The sequence below is a fragment of the Crossiella sp. CA198 genome, assembly GCF_052078295.1.
Lineage (GTDB): Bacteria > Actinomycetota > Actinomycetes > Mycobacteriales > Pseudonocardiaceae > Crossiella.
The window spans coordinates 1-17,792 of record NZ_JBQJIM010000026.1 but is presented as its reverse complement, the minus strand read 5'-3'; the positions used below and the strand labels follow the sequence as shown (position 1 = coordinate 17,792).

The 17,792-nt window shown below is 68.9% G+C and carries 22 protein-coding genes, 2 tRNA genes and 1 other RNA gene; 11 read left to right on the top strand and 14 right to left on the bottom strand.

What is annotated here, in order from left to right; genetic code table 11:
• Window positions 1–17: 17 nt before the first annotated feature.
• Genes ACTOWY_RS35035 through ACTOWY_RS35025 form a run of 3 tightly spaced genes read right to left on the bottom strand, consistent with a single transcriptional unit; the run spans window position 18 to window position 1,556 of the window.
• A complete protein-coding gene (locus ACTOWY_RS35035; protein WP_441313891.1) occupies window positions 18–602 on the bottom strand; it encodes a uridine kinase family protein in 585 nt (194 codons plus the stop codon).
• Entirely contained in the window at window positions 602–1,210 is a 609-nt protein-coding gene (recR, locus tag ACTOWY_RS35030) for a recombination mediator RecR (protein WP_247761074.1), read from the bottom strand. Before recR ends, ACTOWY_RS35035 begins: the two co-directional genes overlap by 1 nt.
• Window positions 1,211–1,226: 16 nt before the next feature.
• Window positions 1,227–1,556, bottom strand: coding sequence for a YbaB/EbfC family nucleoid-associated protein (locus tag ACTOWY_RS35025; protein ID WP_247761638.1), 330 nt, complete (start codon window positions 1,554–1,556; stop codon window positions 1,227–1,229).
• A gap of 129 nt (window positions 1,557–1,685) precedes the next feature.
• Between ACTOWY_RS35025 and ACTOWY_RS35020 the strand changes: the two genes are divergently transcribed.
• Window positions 1,686–2,531 carry an N-acetylmuramoyl-L-alanine amidase gene (locus ACTOWY_RS35020; protein WP_441314016.1) on the top strand — a complete coding sequence of 282 codons (846 nt, stop codon included), beginning with the start codon at window positions 1,686–1,688 and terminating at the stop codon, window positions 2,529–2,531.
• Here ACTOWY_RS35020 and ACTOWY_RS35015 read toward each other — a convergent pair.
• The 3 genes from ACTOWY_RS35015 to ACTOWY_RS35005 all read right to left on the bottom strand — a co-directional run bounded on the left by ACTOWY_RS35015 (window position 2,528) and on the right by ACTOWY_RS35005 (window position 5,191).
• On the bottom strand, window positions 2,528–4,654 hold the full coding sequence (locus ACTOWY_RS35015; RefSeq protein ID WP_441313890.1) for a DNA polymerase III subunit gamma and tau: 2,127 nt from the start codon (window positions 4,652–4,654) through the stop codon (window positions 2,528–2,530). The genes ACTOWY_RS35020 and ACTOWY_RS35015 overlap by 4 nt on opposite strands.
• Before the next feature lie 166 nt (window positions 4,655–4,820).
• Window positions 4,821–4,915, bottom strand: an RNA gene (gene ffs / locus ACTOWY_RS35010) — signal recognition particle sRNA small type.
• Window positions 4,916–4,930: 15 nt separating this feature from the next.
• Entirely contained in the window at window positions 4,931–5,191 is a 261-nt protein-coding gene (locus tag ACTOWY_RS35005) for a Prokaryotic metallothionein (RefSeq protein ID WP_247761072.1), read from the bottom strand.
• Between the two features lie 75 nt (window positions 5,192–5,266).
• Here ACTOWY_RS35005 and ACTOWY_RS35000 point away from each other — a divergent pair, with 75 nt between their 5' ends.
• Window positions 5,267–5,800, top strand: a complete 534-nt coding sequence (locus ACTOWY_RS35000) for a hypothetical protein (RefSeq protein ID WP_441313889.1) — start codon at window positions 5,267–5,269, stop codon at window positions 5,798–5,800.
• On the opposite strand, the gene ACTOWY_RS34995 is transcribed toward ACTOWY_RS35000, so the two are convergent.
• Together ACTOWY_RS34995 and ACTOWY_RS34990 are read right to left on the bottom strand one after the other, a co-directional pair.
• Window positions 5,772–6,467, bottom strand: coding sequence for a cyclodeaminase/cyclohydrolase family protein (locus tag ACTOWY_RS34995; RefSeq protein ID WP_441313888.1), 696 nt, complete (start codon window positions 6,465–6,467; stop codon window positions 5,772–5,774). The genes ACTOWY_RS35000 and ACTOWY_RS34995 overlap by 29 nt on opposite strands.
• 121 nt (window positions 6,468–6,588) lie before the next feature.
• Window positions 6,589–6,673: transfer RNA gene (locus tag ACTOWY_RS34990), tRNA-Ser, on the bottom strand.
• Between the two features lie 84 nt (window positions 6,674–6,757).
• On the opposite strand from ACTOWY_RS34990, the gene ACTOWY_RS34985 reads away from it, so the two are divergent.
• Entirely contained in the window at window positions 6,758–7,147 is a 390-nt protein-coding gene (locus tag ACTOWY_RS34985) for a nucleotide pyrophosphohydrolase (RefSeq protein ID WP_441313887.1), read from the top strand.
• Here the strand turns inward: ACTOWY_RS34985 and ACTOWY_RS34980 are convergent.
• From ACTOWY_RS34980 to ACTOWY_RS34965, 4 genes are all read right to left on the bottom strand, one after another.
• On the bottom strand, window positions 7,119–7,520 hold the full coding sequence (locus ACTOWY_RS34980) for a hypothetical protein (RefSeq protein ID WP_441313886.1): 402 nt from the start codon (window positions 7,518–7,520) through the stop codon (window positions 7,119–7,121). The genes ACTOWY_RS34985 and ACTOWY_RS34980 overlap by 29 nt on opposite strands.
• Window positions 7,521–7,536: 16 nt before the next feature.
• Window positions 7,537–10,011, bottom strand: a complete 2,475-nt coding sequence (locus ACTOWY_RS34975; protein ID WP_441313885.1) for an endonuclease/exonuclease/phosphatase family protein — start codon at window positions 10,009–10,011, stop codon at window positions 7,537–7,539.
• 162 nt (window positions 10,012–10,173) lie between these two features.
• Window positions 10,174–10,256: transfer RNA gene (locus tag ACTOWY_RS34970), tRNA-Ser, on the bottom strand.
• A gap of 254 nt (window positions 10,257–10,510) precedes the next feature.
• The gene (locus ACTOWY_RS34965; protein WP_441313884.1) at window positions 10,511–10,711 is read right to left on the bottom strand and encodes a hypothetical protein; all 201 of its coding nucleotides are present in this window, start codon (window positions 10,709–10,711) and stop codon (window positions 10,511–10,513) included.
• Window positions 10,712–10,849: 138 nt separating this feature from the next.
• Here ACTOWY_RS34965 and ACTOWY_RS34960 point away from each other — a divergent pair, with 138 nt between their 5' ends.
• On the top strand, window positions 10,850–11,272 hold the full coding sequence (locus tag ACTOWY_RS34960; RefSeq protein ID WP_441313883.1) for a DUF3631 domain-containing protein: 423 nt from the start codon (window positions 10,850–10,852) through the stop codon (window positions 11,270–11,272).
• A gap of 1,216 nt (window positions 11,273–12,488) precedes the next feature.
• On the opposite strand, the gene ACTOWY_RS34955 is transcribed toward ACTOWY_RS34960, so the two are convergent.
• Together ACTOWY_RS34955 and ACTOWY_RS34950 are read right to left on the bottom strand one after the other, a co-directional pair.
• Window positions 12,489–13,301 carry a protein phosphatase 2C domain-containing protein gene (locus ACTOWY_RS34955; RefSeq protein ID WP_441313882.1) on the bottom strand — a complete coding sequence of 271 codons (813 nt, stop codon included), beginning with the start codon at window positions 13,299–13,301 and terminating at the stop codon, window positions 12,489–12,491.
• Window positions 13,301–14,143, bottom strand: a complete 843-nt coding sequence (locus ACTOWY_RS34950) for a sigma-70 family RNA polymerase sigma factor (protein WP_441313881.1) — start codon at window positions 14,141–14,143, stop codon at window positions 13,301–13,303. The genes ACTOWY_RS34955 and ACTOWY_RS34950 overlap by 1 nt, the downstream gene beginning before the upstream one ends.
• Window positions 14,144–14,778: 635 nt before the next feature.
• Here ACTOWY_RS34950 and ACTOWY_RS34945 point away from each other — a divergent pair.
• Genes ACTOWY_RS34945 through ACTOWY_RS34915 form a run of 7 tightly spaced genes read left to right on the top strand, consistent with a single transcriptional unit; the run spans window position 14,779 to window position 17,619 of the window.
• The gene (locus ACTOWY_RS34945; protein WP_441313880.1) at window positions 14,779–15,075 is read left to right on the top strand and encodes a hypothetical protein; all 297 of its coding nucleotides are present in this window, start codon (window positions 14,779–14,781) and stop codon (window positions 15,073–15,075) included.
• The gene (locus ACTOWY_RS34940) at window positions 15,072–15,305 is read left to right on the top strand and encodes a hypothetical protein (RefSeq protein ID WP_441313879.1); all 234 of its coding nucleotides are present in this window, start codon (window positions 15,072–15,074) and stop codon (window positions 15,303–15,305) included. Before ACTOWY_RS34945 ends, ACTOWY_RS34940 begins: the two co-directional genes overlap by 4 nt.
• Entirely contained in the window at window positions 15,305–15,484 is a 180-nt protein-coding gene (locus tag ACTOWY_RS34935) for a hypothetical protein (protein ID WP_441313878.1), read from the top strand. Before ACTOWY_RS34940 ends, ACTOWY_RS34935 begins: the two co-directional genes overlap by 1 nt.
• A complete protein-coding gene (locus ACTOWY_RS34930) occupies window positions 15,481–15,921 on the top strand; it encodes a transcriptional regulator (protein ID WP_441313877.1) in 441 nt (146 codons plus the stop codon). The genes ACTOWY_RS34935 and ACTOWY_RS34930 overlap by 4 nt, the downstream gene beginning before the upstream one ends.
• Window positions 15,921–16,346: a hypothetical protein gene (locus tag ACTOWY_RS34925; RefSeq protein ID WP_441313876.1), complete on the top strand. Its 426-nt coding sequence runs from the start codon at window positions 15,921–15,923 to the stop codon at window positions 16,344–16,346. The genes ACTOWY_RS34930 and ACTOWY_RS34925 overlap by 1 nt, the downstream gene beginning before the upstream one ends.
• On the top strand, window positions 16,346–16,777 hold the full coding sequence (locus ACTOWY_RS34920; RefSeq protein WP_441313875.1) for an RRQRL motif-containing zinc-binding protein: 432 nt from the start codon (window positions 16,346–16,348) through the stop codon (window positions 16,775–16,777). Before ACTOWY_RS34925 ends, ACTOWY_RS34920 begins: the two co-directional genes overlap by 1 nt.
• Window positions 16,774–17,619, top strand: coding sequence for a DUF4097 family beta strand repeat-containing protein (locus ACTOWY_RS34915; RefSeq protein ID WP_441313874.1), 846 nt, complete (start codon window positions 16,774–16,776; stop codon window positions 17,617–17,619). The genes ACTOWY_RS34920 and ACTOWY_RS34915 overlap by 4 nt, the downstream gene beginning before the upstream one ends.
• The last annotated feature ends 173 nt before the right edge of the window (window positions 17,620–17,792 follow it).

Genomic DNA, 17,792 nt, shown 5'->3' with positions numbered 1-17,792 from the left:
GGAGTTTTACGAGGGTTTCACCCGATCTTGCGGTGACCGTCCGCGTTCACCCGGAGATCCGCGCGTTCGCGCGTGTCGTCCACACCGAACCACCCCCGTTCGAAGCGCTGCCAGCGGAGCAGTGGGTTACGGCACATGTCGCCATCTCTGGTCACCGCGCGTTCCAGTCGGTGGCCGGGATCGGTCAGCTCGACCCAGACCAGCGCGGACAACAGCGGGGCGGCGCTGCGGCGGCCGGTGGAGACGCCCTCCAGCAACAGGATCTCCGGCACCGGCAGGGTGATCCACTCGCCGGGGTGCGGCCGGCCGCCGGTCCACGTGGTGCGCTGGTAGCGGCCGGATTCGCCGCGACGCAACGGTTCCAGCACGCCCTCGGCCAGCCGCGGCCACCAGGCGACCGGATCGTCCCAGGTGGCGAACTCGTCGGAGCGGACCAGCGCGGTGTCGTGCCCGCGCCCGCGCAGCTCGACGGCCAGCGCGTCGGCCAGGGTGGACTTGCCGGAGCCGGAGGGACCGTCGATGGCGAGCAGCCGGACCGCCCCCAGCCGCGGTGGCGCGGCCAGCAGCAGCCCGGCTGCCTGCTCGATTTCCGCTCCGTGCACTACATCGCGCGGCGGCCGGAGAGCGCGCGGCCCAGGGTCAGCTCGTCGGCGAACTCCAGGTCACCGCCCATCGGCAACCCGGAGGCGAGCCGGGTGACGGTGAGACCGGGGAAATCACGCAGCATCCGCACCAGGTAGGTGGCGGTGGCCTCGCCCTCGGTGTTCGGGTCGGTCGCGATGATCACCTCGGCGACCTGCACCCCGCCCTCGTCGCCGCCGATCCGGCGCAGCAGCTCCCGGATGCGCAGCTGGTCCGGACCGATGCCGGACAACGGGTCCAGCGCGCCGCCGAGCACGTGGTAGCGGCCCTTGAACTCCCGGGTGCGCTCCACCGCGAGCACGTCCTTGGGCTCCTCGACCACGCACACCAGGCTGACGTCGCGCCTGCTGTCCTTGCAGATCCGGCAGGTCGTCTCTTCGGAGACGTTGCCGCAGATCTCGCAGAACTGCACGCCCTCCTTGACCTTCTGCAGCACCTCCTGCAACCGCGAGATGTCCGCGGGCTCGGCGGCGAGCAGGTGGAAGGCGATCCGCTGGGCGCTCTTCGGCCCGACCCCTGGCAGCCGCCCGAGTTCGTCGATCAGGTCCTGTACCGGTCCTTCGTACACAGCCGTCCTGTTCCGGCTACAGACCGCCGGGCAGGCCGAGGCCGCCCAGGTCCAGTCCGCCGCCGAGCCCGCCGGCCAGCGGGCCCATCTTCTGCGCGGTCAGCTCGGCCACCGCGCGGTTGGCATCGCGCACCGCGGCCACCACCAGGTCGGCCAGGGTCTCGGTGTCCTCGGGGTCGACCACCTTCGGGTCGATGGTGAGCGCCTTCAGCTCGCCGGTGCCCGCGACGGTGGCCTGGACCAGGCCACCACCGGCGGTGCCGGTCACCTCGGCCTCGGCAAGCTCCTGCTGGGCAGTCATGAGCTGCTCCTGCATGCGCTGCGCCTGCTCCATGATCTGCTGCATGTTCGGCTGGCCGGGTAGCACGGGGGCTCCTCTCGCTGCGCGGGCCGTCACCCGCGCCCTTCCTGGCGTGGTGACCAGGGTAGCCGCGCGGTCTCTGGCACCTTGGGGGGTGTGCACCGTGCCTCCCTGATGACTCCGCTGGCCCTGGCGCTGGCCGTGACCGCCCTGGTCGCCTGCGGCAACGGCGAACCAGCCGCCACCTCCGGCACCACTCCCGCCACGAGCACGGAGGCCACCACTCCACCGGAATCCAGCACCCCGGCCGCCCCGTCGAGCAGCGCGCCGCCGCCGCCGAGTTCCTCCAGCGAGCAGCCGCCACCACCGGCCAAGGGCAAGGTCGTGGTGCTCGACCCCGGCCACAACGGCGGCAACAGCAAGAATCCGGCGGTGATCAACAAGCCGGTGCCTGCCGGGCGGGGCAAGGGAAAGCCGTGCAACACCACCGGCACCCAGACCAACGCCGGCTACACCGAGCACGCCTTCACCTGGGACGTGGCCAACCGGGTCAAGAACATGCTGACCGCCAAGGGCGTGCGGGTGGAGCTGACCCGCCCCAGCGACACCGGCGTTGGCCCGTGCGTGAACGAACGGGCCGAGATCGGCAACCGGGCGAACGCGGACGCGGTGGTCTCCATCCACTCCGACGGCTCCACCACCGCGGGCCACCACGGCTTCCACATCATCTACTCGAACCCGCCGCTGAACCCGGCCCAGGGCACGCCGTCGGCGAAGCTGGCGGGCGCGGTCCGGGACGCGATGCGGGACGGCGGCATCCCGCTGTCCAACTACACCGGCAAGGCCGGGCTCAACGGCCGCGACGACATCGCGGGCCTGAACCTGTCCACCCGCCCGGCGATCATGGTCGAGTGCGCGAACATGCGCGACGCCACCGAGGCCGCACTGGCCGCCAGCCCCGAGGGCAGGCAGAAGTACGCCGGCGCGATCGCCGAGGGCCTGCTGCGGTACCTGGCTTAGCCCTTCTCGATCCGCCGCGCTCCGAGGTGCTGGGTGACCAGCGCGATGGTGCTTTCCTCGTGGTTGTTGCGGATCACCACGGACTCGTCCAGCGCGGTGGACTCGGCGATCATCGTCTCGGTGTCCTCCGGCTCATCGGGCTCCGGCGGCAACGGGATGTCCGGCTCCGGCAACGGAGCCGGGGCGGGCGCGGGTGCCGGTGCCGGCTCGGCAACCGGCCGGTTGCCCTGGCTGGGCCGGGTCAGCGGCTGCTTGGGCTGGGCCGGGCGGGCGGCGCCGTTGCCACCGCTGGGCGCGGCGGGCGCGGCGTCGCCGTGCACGCAGGTGACCCGCCAGCGACCGCCGACCACGCTGGTCAGCGCCTCGGCGATGACCTCGGCGTTGCGGCTGTCGGAGAGCCTGCGGGCCAACGGTTCGGCGGTGTGGGTGAGCACCACGGTCTCACCGTCCACCGACTGCACGGTGGCGTTGGTCAGCATCGCCTCGGTGCTGCGGCTCTTGCCGCGCACGGCGGCGAGCAGCTCGGACCAGACCCGCCGGAGCGCGGCGGCGTCCAGCCCACCGGCGGCCACCGTCGGCGCCGCGGCGGGCACACCAGGCTGGGCCTGCGGACTGGGCTGGGCCGCGGGCGGGGCACTGGCCTGCGTTTCCGCGGAATGCGTTGCGGGCCAGGAAGCAGCGGGCGGTTCGGCCGGAGCGGCGGGCCGCTGGGCGGGTGCCTCCGGCTGCGGCGCGCTGGGCGCAGCGGCGGCTGGCGGCTGAGCCGGGCGCTGCTGGGCGGCCGGCTCGGCAGCCGGGGCCTCCGGCTGCCGCGAGCGCCGCTGGAAGGTCGGCCGGTCCCCCGCTGGCCCCTGCGCATCCGCGGCCGGTCCCGCCGGAGCTGGCACAGCCGGTGCCTGCGCCACCGGCGACTGGACGACCGCGGCCGACAGTCCGGCCTCCGCCCCCGAGACCGGCACGGCGACCGTGGCCCGGCGTTCCAGCCGCTCAAGTCGTTGCAGCAGCGCGGATTCGGTGTCGGAGACCGAGGGCAGCAGCATCCGCGCGCAGAGCAGTTCCAGCACCAGCCGGGGTGCGGTGGCCCCGCGCATCTCGGTCAGCCCGGTGTGCACGATCTCGGCGAACCGGGTCAATGTGCCCGGCCCGAGCCGCTCGACCTGCGCCGACATCCGGGTGAGCTGTTCCTCGGGCACGTCGATCAGCCCGCGCTGGGCGGCCTCGGGCACCGCGGCCAGCAGCACCAGGTCCCGCAGCCGGTCCAGCAGGTCGGCGGCGAAGCGGCGCGGATCGTGCCCGGCCTCGACCAGCCGGTCGATGACGCCGAACACCTCGGCCCCGTCCCCGGCGGCCAGCGCGTCCACCGCGTCGTCGATCAGCGCCACATCGGTGACCCCGAGCAGCGAGATCGCCCGGTCGTAGGTGACCCCACCAGGCCCGGCCCCGGCCAGCAACTGGTCCAGCACCGACTGGGTGTCCCGAGCCGACCCGCCACCGGCCCTGATGACCAGCGGGAACACCGCGGGCTCCACCGAGACGCCCTCGGCGACGCAGTTGCGCTCGATCAGCGCGCGCATCGCCCCCGGCGGGATCAGCCGGAACGGGTAGTGGTGCGTGCGGGAGCGGATGGTGCCGAGCACCTTCTCCGGCTCGGTGGTGGCGAAGATGAAGATCAGGTGTTCCGGCGGCTCCTCCACGATCTTCAGCAGGGCGTTGAAGCCCTGCGTGGTGACCATGTGCGCCTCATCGATGATGAACACCCGGTAGCGCGATTCGGCTGGCGCGTAGAAGGCCCGGTCGCGCAGCTCACGGGTGTCGTCCACACCACCGTGACTGGCCGCGTCCAGCTCGACCACGTCCACGCTGCCGGACCCCTCCGGCGCGAGGTTGACGCAGGAGTTGCACACCCCGCACGGATCAGGTGTCGGCCCGCGCTCGCAGTTCAGCGAGCGGGCCAGGATCCGGGCGGAGGAGGTCTTGCCACAGCCACGCGGACCGGAGAACAGGTACGCGTGGTTGATCCGGCCGGCGGCCAGCGCGGTGCGCAGCGGCTCGGTGACATGCTCCTGCCCGACAACCTCGGCGAAGGTCGCCGGACGGTACTTGCGGTAAAGGGCGAGTGCCACGAGTCGAGACCTTACCGGCCCCCACCGACACCCCCACCGCGGCGGCCACGCTGGTTCGGCACCCCCACGGCCACGCTGGTTCGGCACCAACCGCACCGTGGGGGTCCGGGGGCTCGGCCCCCGGGTGAGCGGAAGGAAACCGCGAAGGCCAAAGGCCGAGCAGACAAAAAGGGGACCTCACGCACCCGCCAGAGCCCGCTTATCCTTGCTGCCTTCCGGCTCTGGGGAGGTTCACAGGATGGACGCCGCATGAGGTCCACGTTCAGTGTAGCGGGTTCAGTTGGGCCGCGCGCCCACGGTGTCCCGAATCTGGGCGCCCAGGCCCGAAGCCCCACTTCGGGCGCAGTGCGCGCAGCAGAAGAACCGGCCCTCGACCTCCACCCCGTGCCCGATCACCCGGCAGCCGCAGTGCTCGCAGTGGGGCGCCAGCCGCTGGATGGCGCACTCGAACGAGTCGAAGGTGTGCACGCCGCCGCCGACCGTGCGGACCTCGAAGGACATCCAGTAGTCGTTGCCACACACGTCACAGTTCGCCATGCGCGCAGCTTCCCCCCGGTGTCGGGGACCGGCAATTGGAGTGCCCGAAGGAGTGAACCGGCGCAGACTGGCCGGGTGCTGCGGCCGGTGATCGAACTCGACGACCTGAGCTTCCTGCCGATCTCCGGCAGCCTGACCCCGGCCGAGCTGGACCAGGTGCTCACCCGGATGGGCGGCTACCTCGACGACGAGACCGATCCGCTGACCGCGTTGCTGGACACCGACCTGATCATCGTGCCCGGTGGCCTGCTGGTCACCGATCCGGCCACCGGCACGGTGATCGAGCCGGGCTGCTGCGGCGGACTCGAGGACTGGACGGGCTGGGCCCAGGTGCTCGGCGGCGGGCGCCACCACTTCGGGCACTCGCCGGAGACCTGGGCCGAGCTGCGCGACGGCGTGGTCCAGGTGCACCGCGACAGCGACCCGGTCCCGGTCCGCATCGATCTGCCCGCGGCCGAGCTGCCCGCGATGCTGCGGGCGGTACAGCACGACCTGACCGGGTTCCTGTCCCTGGTGGGGGGCTGGGCGCCGCCGGCGCGGGCCGGGGAGCTGGCGCGGTTGCTGGACTGGTCGCTGCGGATCACCGAGCCACTGGGGTTGCCCGGCTGATCCGCACCCGCACGTCGGTGGAGATCCGGTGCGCGGACTCGATGGCCTTCTCGATCCTGGCCACCGCGTCCCCGAGCCGGTCGGCCACCTCGGGTGAGTTGATCGAGGCCCGGTTGACCTCCACGTGCACCGAGGCCGAGGCCAGCGCCGCCCCCGCCGAGGAGGCGGACACGGCCAGGTCGGAGAGCACTGTGGCGTTGGACCGCCCGATGATCCGCTCGACCAGCTCCAGCACCCGGGAGGCCACCTCCGCGGTGCGCACCGGCACCGCCGCGGCCATCACCAGCGCGCCCTGGATGGCCGCGCTGCGCGTCATCCGGTCGTGCTCGGAGTCCTTGGGCAGCTTGTACGCCTCGGTCACCGAGGTGAAGGCCCGCGCGTCCGCGTCGGCCAGCTCCACCGCCTGCCGCCGCAGCTCCGTCGCCTCCTCGCACACCCGCCGGACCAGCGACTCGTGTTCGGCGTAGTTCGGTCGCCCCACGGTGAAGTTGCAGACCATCTCCACCAGCGCCGCCGCCATCGCCGCGTGCATCGCGGCCGCCGCACCCCCACCGGGCGCGGGCCCGGCCGAAGCCAGCCGGGACAACCAGTCCTCAACCTGTTCGGTGCGCAACCCGGGCACTCCTCCTGCCTGACCCCAGTCATCCGGACGGATGCAGTCGATCACCCCATCGGGCGTAAGGGCAATGGGGTGTTCTCCCCATGTCGGCGAGTGGCCGATGTCCTGCCCCGACCGGCCAACGGCAGCGGCCCCGGACGTTCGTGACGTCCGGGGCCGCTGACCTGAGCGGAGGATGGGGGATTTGAACCCCCGAGGGTTTTATCCCAACACGATTTCCAATCGTGCGCACTAGGCCACTATGCGAATCCTCCGTCGAGAACCTTACTCCAGCCAGGTTTGACCAGCCAAAACGGCAGGTCAGCGGGTCGCGGACGGGCCGGTTCTAGACTCCGGCGGTGGAGATCAGCGAGTTGCAGGCGATGGTGGCCCGGTTCGTGGCCGAGCGGGACTGGGATCGGTTCCACACACCGAAGAACCTGGTCATGGCGCTGGTCGGCGAGGTGGGCGAGCTGGCGGAGATCTTCCAGTGGCTCACCGAGGACGAGGCGTGGCAGGTGATGAGCCGGGAGGAGCAGGCCGAGCGGGTCCGGCACGAAATGGCCGACGTGCTCTCCTACCTGCTGCGGCTGGCCACCGTGCTGGAGGTGGACCTGGTGGCGGCGATGCGGGAGAAGGGCGCGGTGAACGCGGCCCGGTACCCGGTGGAACTGGTCAAGGGGCGCAGTGAGCTGACCAAGTACACCCGGCTGCCCGGGGTCAGTCCGGGGCCCGCAGCGCAAGACTGATCGAGAGCACCACCAGCACGGTGCCGACCAGGGCGCCGCCCACGATCCACCAGCCGGGCAGGCCGGTCGCGGTCGCGCACAGCAGCAGGCCGAAGCCGAAGCCTGCGACCAGACCCGCGCTGAACACGGTGCGTTCACCCAGGCAGCGACGGATCGCGGGCAGGTAGCGGATCAGCAGCACCAGCAACCAGGCCAGGCCCGCGGCGCACACCGCGAGCCCGGCCAGGTCGATCATGGTCGGGATGGGACGGTGCGGACCGAACTCGATCAGCGTGCCCTCGACCACCATGGGTCCGTCCAGCGGCGCCGCGATGACCAGCACCCCCAGCAGGACCAGCAGTCCGGCGACGCCGAGCTGAGCCCGCACCCGCATCCGATTCCCTCCCCGCTCACTTCTTCGGTTGCAGACAATCGATCAGGTCCTCCAGCGCGTCGACCAGTGGCAGGCCGGTGCGCGGGCGGAACCGGACCAGCTGCGGATCGTGGTCGCTGGCCTGCTCGTGGAACTCGGCGTTGATGTGCACCACGTCGTAGTCCGCCCGCCGGTCCAGCTTGCGGTTGACCAGGATGTGGTCCAGCGTCTGCGAGTTGCCGTCGAAGACGTAGCTGTAGCGCTCGCCGGGCGGCAGGTCGTTCATGGGCGCGTGCAGGGCCGGGCCGTTGAGCAGGGTGGTCAGCGTCGGGGAGAACAGGAAGTCGTTGAGGTCGCCCGCGACGACCAGGTTGGCGTCCTTCTCCACCGCGCGCAGCGAGTCGACGAAACCACGCAGCAGCACGGCCTGCTTGACCCGCTGCTGCTCCGAACTCCGGTTCGGCTCCTGGATCCGGCCGTGCAGCGGCTGGTCCCCGCCCTTGGAGGCGAAGTGGTTGGCCACCACGAACACGGTGCGCGCCAACGGTCCTCGGGCCGGGAAGCGGAACTCGCCTGCCAGCGGCTTGCGGCTGTTCGCCCACGCCTCGTCAGCCGGTTCGATCCGGCCGGGCGAGATCGACAGCGCCGCCCTGCCGTGCTGTTTGACCACCTTGACCGGCGTGTTCGCGTCCCCACCCGGACGGTCCACAAAGGACACCCGGGCCGGGTTGAACAGGAAGCCGACCCGGATGTTGCCACCGGGCTGGCCGCCGTCCTGGTCGTCATTGGGGTTGATCTGCCGCCACTCGTACTTCGGCCCACCGGCCGCGGCGATCACCTCGGTGAACTTCTTCAGCGTGGCCTCGGCCGAGACCACGGCATCGTTGGCCGGGCCGTTGTCGTCCTGGATCTCTTCCAGCACAACGACATCCGGGCTGGCCAGGTGCCGGACAACGCCGTTGGCCAGCGCCTCGAACTTGGCCTGCGGGTCGGCTGGCGAGAGGTTCTCCACGTTGTAGGTGGCCACCGCCAGCTCGTGCTCGCGCTGCTTGCGGGTCACCTCGCGAGGCAGGTTCCCGGCGAGGTGCTCACCGAGTGCGCTGGCCTGCAGCACGTAACCGCCGAACCGGCTGTAGTCCAGCGGTCCCTCGGTGACGCCCTTGAGCTGGTCGCCCACATTGGCCTTGGGGAAGGGCCGCTGTGCGAAGGGCAGCAGCGACTCGACCTTGATCCGGCCGGTGTTGGCGTCGGTGTAGGAGGGGTACACGGTGCCGCCGCGCACGGTGGTGTTCTGCGCGGGCTTGCTGGTGACCCACAACGCGTTGAAGCCGTCGGTGGCGCCGACCACCCTGGCGTCCTGCACCCGCAGCCGCATGCCCTCGCGGGATTCCAGGAAGTCCAGCGCGTACCTGGCCGGCTCCAGCGGCAGTGCCTCGATGCTGCCACCGGGGGTGGCGGTCAACGCGGCGGGCACGGTGTCCGGCCGGAGGATTTCGGCTTCCGGCAACGGTTTCCCGCTGCCGCGCACGGTCCAGCTGGCCTTGGTGAGCTGGGTGACCGACTGGTTCGGCGTGCTGCGCGGGTCCTCGCCGCCCGCGGTCGGGTAGAACTCGGTGACGGTGCCGGTGACCAGCACGTCATCGCCGACGGCCAGCACCGGGGTGATCGAGCCGTTGTGCACGAACAGGCCCTCGCTGGTGCGCGGATCGCCGTCCGGACTCGGGTCCTGCACCCAGAACCCACGCGCGGAACCGAACGAGCGCACCGCGGTGACCACACCCGGCACCTGCACCGGCTTGTCCCGCAACGGCGAGACCCTGGTGCTGCCCTGCACCTGGTGGATCCGCGCGGCCTGCGGCTGCGGACCGGGCTCACCACCGCCAGGGCCCTCGCCCTTGCTGTTGACCGGCGTCGGCTCGCCGACGGCGAAGTCCGCGGCGTTGTCGTCGGTGTCGGTCAGCGCGGTCCTGGCGGCCGAGGTGGCGTTCGCGGTGGCGGCGGCCGGGCTGTTCTCCCTGACCACGGCGCTGCCGTAGCCGACCAGGTCCCGGATCCGGGCGTCCGCGGCGCAGTCGGCCGCGGTCAGGCAGGTCAGCGCCTCGATGCCGCGCACCAGCGCGACCGTGCCTGCGGCTCCGCCCAGCGCCAGGGTGCCGGTGGCATCGGCGGCGGGCAGCGCGGTGGTCCCGCCCGCGCCCTTGGCCTGGGCCACCAGGTATCGCTTGCCGGCGGCGATCGACCCGGTCAACGGGGTCGCCTGCCAGCGGGAGGCAGGCGAGGGCGTGGCGGTCAGGTACTGCACGCTCCAGCCGGTCAACTCGACCGGCGCGGTGGCGGGGTTGGCCAGCTCGATGAAGTCGTGGGTCAGGACGGCCCCGGTGTTGCCACCCCCGCCGTAGACCTCGGCGATCAGCACATCGGGTGCGGGCGCGGCAAGGGCGCCCACGGGCAGCGCCGCGGCCACGCACGAGGCGGCCAGCAGCGGAAATAAGACTCGGCGGCGGTAGCTCATCCGAAGCTCTTGTCCTCCCGGTCGGGGTCGGGAGGAGGAATCTTTCCCTGAACGGGTGAACTTTGGTAGGCGTTCGCCTAACGATTGCCGCAGGTCATCCGCATGCGGCAGCCCGGACATAAAGCGAGGGCCGGTCCCTCTGGGGAACCGGCCCTCGCGGAGCGGTGGCGGTGGGATTTGAACCCACGGAGGGCTTGCACCCTCACACGCTTTCGAGGTCTGCGAACGGCCGTTCGACAACCACCAGTCGAGTCCATCCATGCTGGTCAGAGCGATAATCGCAGGGAGGACGAACGGTGCCGAACGGCGACGGACGGTGCCGAATCGAGGGCAACTGAGACCAGAACTGAGACCATGGGCGGACCACGCCACGTCCACTGTGGACAGACGCTGAGGGTGTTCCAGCGCTCAGCCGGTACCTATCACACCACCCGACGTCGTTCAGCGCCCCTACGGCCATCTCAGGACGCGTTGAGAGCAAACCTCCCGGACGCTGCGCCTACTCAGGCTGCTTGCCGCGCAACAGCTCCAGGATCGCGTCCAGCTTCTCCCCGTGCTCTGCCTGGGTCGCCGCGATCTCGTTCAGCCGGTTGCCCTGCCGCTTCTGCGTGGCCTCGATCGTGGCCAGCAGCTCATAGACCGACTGCACGTCGTTGTCGAGCTGCCGGACCTTGCGTTCGATCTCTACCGGACTCGCCATGAGGACAGAGCCTAGCGGTTCGGCAGCGTGTCACGTCGGTGAGCGGCCGTAGCCGGAGGGCGCTGTCGCGGCGTAGGGCTCCCCAAAGCAGACACACCTAGGTTGCGGTAACCCCGGTAACCTCGGTAACGTTGGGTCATGACGAACGCAGCAATCGCCATCTGGCGAGAAGCGGCACAGATCGTACGGAACATGCAGACGCATACGCCGCCTGCCAGCGAGGACGCTTGGAATTTCGCGCTCGACCGAGCATCAAAGGCTCTTGAACAGCGTGCGGCAGAGCTGGAGCGCGGCGACACGCAGATCCTCTCCCAGTTGAAGAGCTTGTTCGACAAGTTTCAAACCGACCGTATGGCCACCAAGGACATCCTGAGAGAACTTGAGAAGAATGAAGTTTCCCCGGGTGCCTCACTCGATTCTCGGCGACTCTCAAGGGAGCTTGCACGTCACGGCGTACAACCCGTTACGTTCAAAATCGGCGAATCGGCCACGAAAGGGTACGTCACTTATCCGACCAAGACACAGGTCGGGCTTGCGGCTGCATGGCGACAGTACCTTTAGTCGCCGCTACCTGCCTTGCCGGAGAGCGGCTGTACCCGGGGGGGGCCGGTGCTCCGTCTCCGGGCCGGTGCTCGACCGCGTCGGCCGCGACCACACCCGGAACCGCCCCGGGGCACCCATCTCTGAGGTCCGTAACTGCCGTTGAAGCCGTAACCATGCAGGTCAGACGGTTACGGCAAGACCCCCGGTTACGGATGACTGCCGTAACCACCCAAACGTGGGATGGGTAGCTGGTTACGGACGTGTGCCGTAACCAGCCCCCTATCCGTAACCGTCTGACCAGCGCGGTTACGGCATCTACGGCAGTTACGGACCCTGGAAACGGGGGCACCCCCTCGACCGCCGGTGCTCCGTCTCCAGGCCGGTGCTCGACCGCGTCGGCCGCGACCACACCCGGAACCGCCCCGGGGCACCCATCTCTGAGGTCCGTAACTGCCGTTGAAGCCGTAACCATGCAGGTCAGACGGTTACGGCAAGACCCCCGGTTACGGATGACTGCCGTAACCACCCAAACGTGGGATGGGTAGCTGGTTACGGACGTGTGCCGTAACCAGCCCCCTATCCGTAACCGTCTGACCAGCGCGGTTACGGCATCTACGGCAGTTACGGACCCTGGAAACGGGGGCACCCCCTCGACCGCCGGCGCTCCGTCTCCAGGCCGGTGCTCGACCGCGTCGGCCGCGACCACACCCGGAACCGCCCCGGGGGCTACTGGAACAGCGTTGGGGTCCGTGTCACTCGGACGGCTGCCCCGTAACGCACGAGGGCACCCGGTGCTTGCCGGACCGGGGCCATGCGCGCACGCTGGTACCTATGACACCAGCGTCCGCGAGGAGACGTAGTGATGGTGGACCGCCAGCCGACAAGTGCCCCAACTGCTTTGGGTCGGGACTTGACCCCGATGACGACGAACGGCGTGGCCCCTGTCCCCGGTGCAGCGGACTCGGCGACGTCCCCGCGTGATCGAAAGTGCAACCTGTGTTACGACACCGGTTTTTTCCGCTGGATGCAGCCGTGTCCGGACGGCATCTTTCGCGAGATCGCACATCCCTGCACTCGCGGATGCGGCGGTTACTGGATGCAGCCAGCACTGGAGAATGATCGCGTTGTGGACGTGATTGATGTGTTTCCGGGTGACGATCATTGAAGCTCCCAGACTAGCCGCGACCCTCAACTATACGAGGATCGCGGCCCCACACTTTACCATTGTTGCCACCTAGGCGAATCTGATAAATGCCACTGTTGCGTCATCGCTAGCCTTGTAGCGAGGCCACCGCTTGCCTTGAGGGTCTTGATTCTCAATATTTCGCACACGTTCAATCAATCCTGCTGGCCCAACTTCAACAAGCGTCGCCAGCAGCTCATCCCAGGATGACAACCCGAATTCAACAGGTCTGGCGGCCCCATCACTCAGCAACACGATCCGCCGAACTGTCGACAATGGCACCTGTCCAACCAGGGCTTCCCTGGCAGCTTCTGAGTCGGCGGAGGCTATCCAGTAACCTCCCGGCTTGTTTCTCACCTCGCGCTGAGCACTGACTAGCCTAGAAACCTCATGACTCTGCTCGGGAGATCCGACCGGGAGACTCAGTGCAGCGTCACGTTGTTCTGTGGCCGCATCATTAACTCTGCCATCAGTAATGGCCTGAATGCCGGTTTCGGTATCAATCAGGATTACCGAGTCGGCCAAGGCGAGCCATTCGAGCTGGCCAGCCACGATCCTGACCGCCGACACTGTCGCCGATGGCGTACCAGAGCTGCTCAGATCGCAGGTTGCCTCGTGCAACCCGGCAACATGCCCGATTGCCTGTCCCAGAACTTCGGCGAGACTGACCCGTTCGTTGGACATCCGACTGACAATTGCGGCACCAAGCTGATCCACATACCACGGGACGCCATGAATGCAGCCGGTTCCCAGTTCACCCGGTGCGGTCAGCCCGTCAAGAAGGACTGCCGCGCGCATGGTGACGCCAACCCAATCTTCGTTCGGCTTTCCGCCGCCAGGGACACTTGCAATCTCAGTGCGCACTAGGATGCAGCCTCCGCGCGATACAGTGGGGACACTCGTTTTGAGCTTCTAATCTTCCGAGTATCAGGATCAAATGAGCACTGGATGATCGTGGAGAACCTGCCCGTCTTTACTTCCTTGTAAAGCTCAGACAAATGCTTGTCGAGGTAGTGAACCACTCCGGCCGCGCCCACCGCATGAATTCCCGCGATATACAGGAAGTTTCCTTTTCCGTCAAGCCTGGGCAGGCGACCAAGGTAAGCAAAGTCACTGGGCTCACCTGAGTCCATTGGCGACCTGAATTCAGTTTTCGCCACCCTGTCAAGCAAGTGCCATCCCGAATCATCTCGATCAAACTTGACGTTGTCGTCCGACGCCAAGACTTGAGCAATAAGCGGAGAAATGCGCGGGCCGCAGATAACAGTCAGATTGTCGCGGTTAAGGTCAAGCATACCGGGCGGCTGAATGACTTCATACTGAGTAGTCAAACTTACGCTTTGGGCCAACTGCTGAAACGCTTCATAAGCCTGAAAGTCTTCTTGCGCGATAACTGAACCGGGCTTTTCCTTGTTTGCCTCAACCTTGCCACCGAGGGCAACCGTGACAGGCCCCGAACCAAGGAAGGCGCGTTCAATCTTCGGGCCCGACGAGAGCAACTGCCCGATTCGCGCCCTAGTCATACCGAGGTCTTCAGCAATCTGCGCGTGGGTTCGACCCTGCCCGACCAGCTCGTCTAGCGCCTCCCGGCGGATGCGAGACAGCTCGTTGATCGCAACCTGAAACTCGGCGTGCAGGCTGCTCGCCCGCTTGGCTCGGTCCAGCGGCTCAGGGAGCACCTGAACCACCTTCACTCGGTCATCCATCCAGCACCACAGCCTTCCGCAAGGGGTCTTGCCACCATCTTCGCAAGGGGGGTTGACATGCGCAACGCAACCCCCCTATCGTTCGTCTCAGCAACCCCCCTTGCGTGACTGGGGACACAGGGCGAGACGACAAGGAGCCACCCCTCACGCAGCAGTACCGCCGCTCACGCGGCGTCAGGCGGTCGGAGACCAGTGCGCACGACTTCGTGTCTTGCATGCGTACTCGCCACGTGAGATAACGCTGCCTTTCCGGCGGCCACACAGTGGAAACAAGCAGGGAGCGCAACACGGCTCCGGAATGCGTGTCCGCGAAAGCGCGAAGACCTCACATCAGATGAGCGAGCGTTTATCAACACCCACACACGGTGGGTCAGCAGCCCATTCCGTCCGCGCACTCCGCCCCCTGCTCAAGGGCACGTTTTCCCAGCTCACCGCCACCACCCGGTGGTGGTTGGCGTGTCCACGGGCGCTGACCAGTTTTCGCTGGCCAGCACTCAGAAGCTGTCAAGTCCCATTCCGTGTTCGTGGCTTGCCGGTCGCGCACCACCTTCCGTTTCCCGGGGGTGGTGCGCGATTCGCGGGAGGCCCACGAGCCCCACACCTCATCCTTTCCGCGTTTTCTGGAGGTTTCTGCTGTGAACAGCACATTCATCAAGCGGCGGCTGCACGCGCTGCACCAGGCCGCCGAACAGGCCGCCGGTGTGCACCGGGAAGCGTTCCGGGCCGCAGGCTACGAGGCCAAGCGGACTGCGGGCCTGGCCATGCTGGTCCGTCAGCACCCCACCCGGGTCGACTACCGCAGCGCGTGGGAGAGCGCCCGCGCGGACTTCCTGACCGCGCAGCAGCGCGCCCACCTCGCCTATGAGCAGTGGTTCAACGCCAACCTCCGCGCTGATGCGGCCTGGACCGAGTCCCAGGCAGGTGCGGCGTGACCGACTTCTACCCCGACGGCCTCACCCCGGACGCCATCAACGCCCTGCTGGCCGAGGTCTGGACCGACCTGGCCGCTGAACCCTCGCCGGAGCCGACCACGGCGCTGCTGGACGGCTCAGCACTCGCGCAGCGGGAGCGCCGCACGGTTCAGCGCCGTCTGGGCGCGACCGTCCGCGTCCTGCGCGTCCACGGCCCCGTGACCGGCCGGACCGAGGCGGAGGCCGCGTGATGGCCCGCCACATCCCCTCTCGCCGTGTCGACGGCCGGTCGGAGACCCCCGCTGACACCCGCTTCTTCGACCAGCGCGCCACCGGCTACCCCGGACCGCTCGACCAGGACGGCCACCCGGTCACCACCGGGCTGGCCGCCGAAATCCTCACCCGTCTCGCAGGCAAGGAGCAGTCATGAACACCGCCGCGCTGACCTTCGCCACCATCGCACCCGCTCTGTGGGCCGCCCACCACGTCGGCGACTACTGGCTTCAGACCACCCACCAGGTCGAGAACAAGGGCTGCCCCGGCGCCCACGGCTGGCTGGCCGCCGCCCGGCACGTGGCCAGCTACACCGCGGCCACCGCCGCGTTCGTCGGCATCGTCTGGGCCGCCTTCGGCCTGGACATCACGCCGCTGGGCTTCCTGCTCGGCCAGCTGGTCAGCGCGGTCACCCACCTGGTTATTGACCGCCGGTACACCCTGCGCGCCGTTTCCGCCTGGCTGGACCGGGCCGGTATCCGCGGCAAGTTGGGCTACTACGACAACGGCGGCGCACCCCACCTGGACCAAGCCGCGCACCTGGCCTGGTTGTTCGTGGCCGCGCTGCTGACCGCGCTGGTCGGGGGTGCGTGATGGAGCGCAACGCCCTGCTCACCGAGCTGCTGACCCTGACCGCCCAGCTCCTCACCGCACACCCCGACGCACCGCCGGTGTTCGGGATCGTGGTGAACGACACCATCGCCTTCGGCGCGAGGGTCGAGATGCAGATGCGGGACCCGAACAGCGACCCGAGCCTGATCGCGGAGTGGGCCAGCAGGCTCAACACCACGGTCCGACTTCGCGACCACGGCACCTACGTCCAGGTCCACATCGACTGGGCCACGCGCACCCCCACCGGGCAGCCCGCGGTCATCCGGGTGTGGAGCCACTTCAGCCCCCAGGCTGCTGACCAGCTCGTGCGTGCCGCCGGTACCGCCTTCCGCAACGGCACCGCCACGGTGTCGGTGCAGCAGATCCGCGCCGCAGCTCGGATGCTGGTCAAGGCGGTGGCTGCGTGATGGCCCGCCAGCGCCCGCTGTACGAGACGGTCCTTCCCTGGAACGGCCAGACCGCGTTCTGCCGTGGCCGCATGGACGGTCTGCTGGTCTTCGGCTTCCGTGGCCGCCCCGGCGCGGTCCCGCCCGGCCTGGCCACCCGCAACCAGCTCCGCGCCGTGGGCCTGCGCCCCGACGGAGCCGACCCGGTGGCACTGCTGGTCTTCCGGCACCGCAAGCCCTTCCGCCGCGAAGAGGTCTGTCCACTGTGGCTGATCACCGAGGCCAAGCCGGTCCGGCCGTTCACCGCCCGCAAACAGTTCGCCCTGGAGAAGGCCAACGCCGCGCTGCGCTTCTGCCCGCAATGCCAACGCGACGTGGGCTACCGCCTCCCGACCTCCTACGGCAAGTGCTGGACCTGCTTCACCACCAACGAGATCGGAGCCGCAGCATGAACGGCAAGACCTTCACCGCCGCCCACCCCGGCGTCATCGGGCTGAACCTCAACCTGGACCACGGCGACATCCGGGTGAGCGTGGAAGACCGCGAGCACGCCGAGATCACCCTCACCCCGATCAACCCCGGCGACATCACCGCCGCCGACCTGATCACCCGCGCCACCGTCACCGGGTACGGGCAGGACTGGACCGTGACCGTGCCGTCCCCGCCGGAACCGGCCATCCACGTCCGCACCACCGCCACCAGGATCCCCGCCGGTACCACGGTGATCGGCGCGATCATCGGCGGCAACGGCGACATCACGACCGGGGTCACCATCGTCAACGGCCGCATGGTCAGCGGCCACCGCGTGACCGGCCTGGACAGCGGCGGAGGCATCCGCGCCGACGTCCGCCTGCCCGAGGGCTCCTCGGTGTCGGTGGCCACCTTCACCGCCCGCCTGACCACGGTCGGCGAGCTGGACCGGCTGGCCTTCCGCTCCACCTCCGGCGACCTGATCGCACAGGATGCCGGCACTGTGGAAGCCCGCACCATCTCCGGAGACATCACCGCTGCTCTGGCCTGCACGGCGCTGCTCACCAGCACCTCCGGTGACCTGGACGTACGCTGCACCGCCGATGCCACCCTGCGGACTATCTCCGGGGACATCAGCATCGGCGCGCTGACCGGTGCGGCCCGAGTGCAGTCGACCTCCGGCCGCGTTGACGTCCACTCGGTCGCCGCTTCCACGGTGGAGGCCAACACGGTCAGCGGGCGCATCCGCCTGAGCGCCGATGACGGGGTGCCGGTGCAGGCCCACACCCGCAGCGTCTCCGGCCGGATCACCCGAAATTTCTGACCGCCCCAGACCGGCGGCACATCCGCCAAGACACTCCGCCGGTCCGGGTCTCCCAACCGATTCATGATCACTCAGGAGACTCCAAATGCTACGGCTCAACAAGATGAGCGCGCCCGCCATCCTCGTGTGGCTGCTGCTCACCATCCTGACCCCGCTGGCAAAGACCCTGGCCA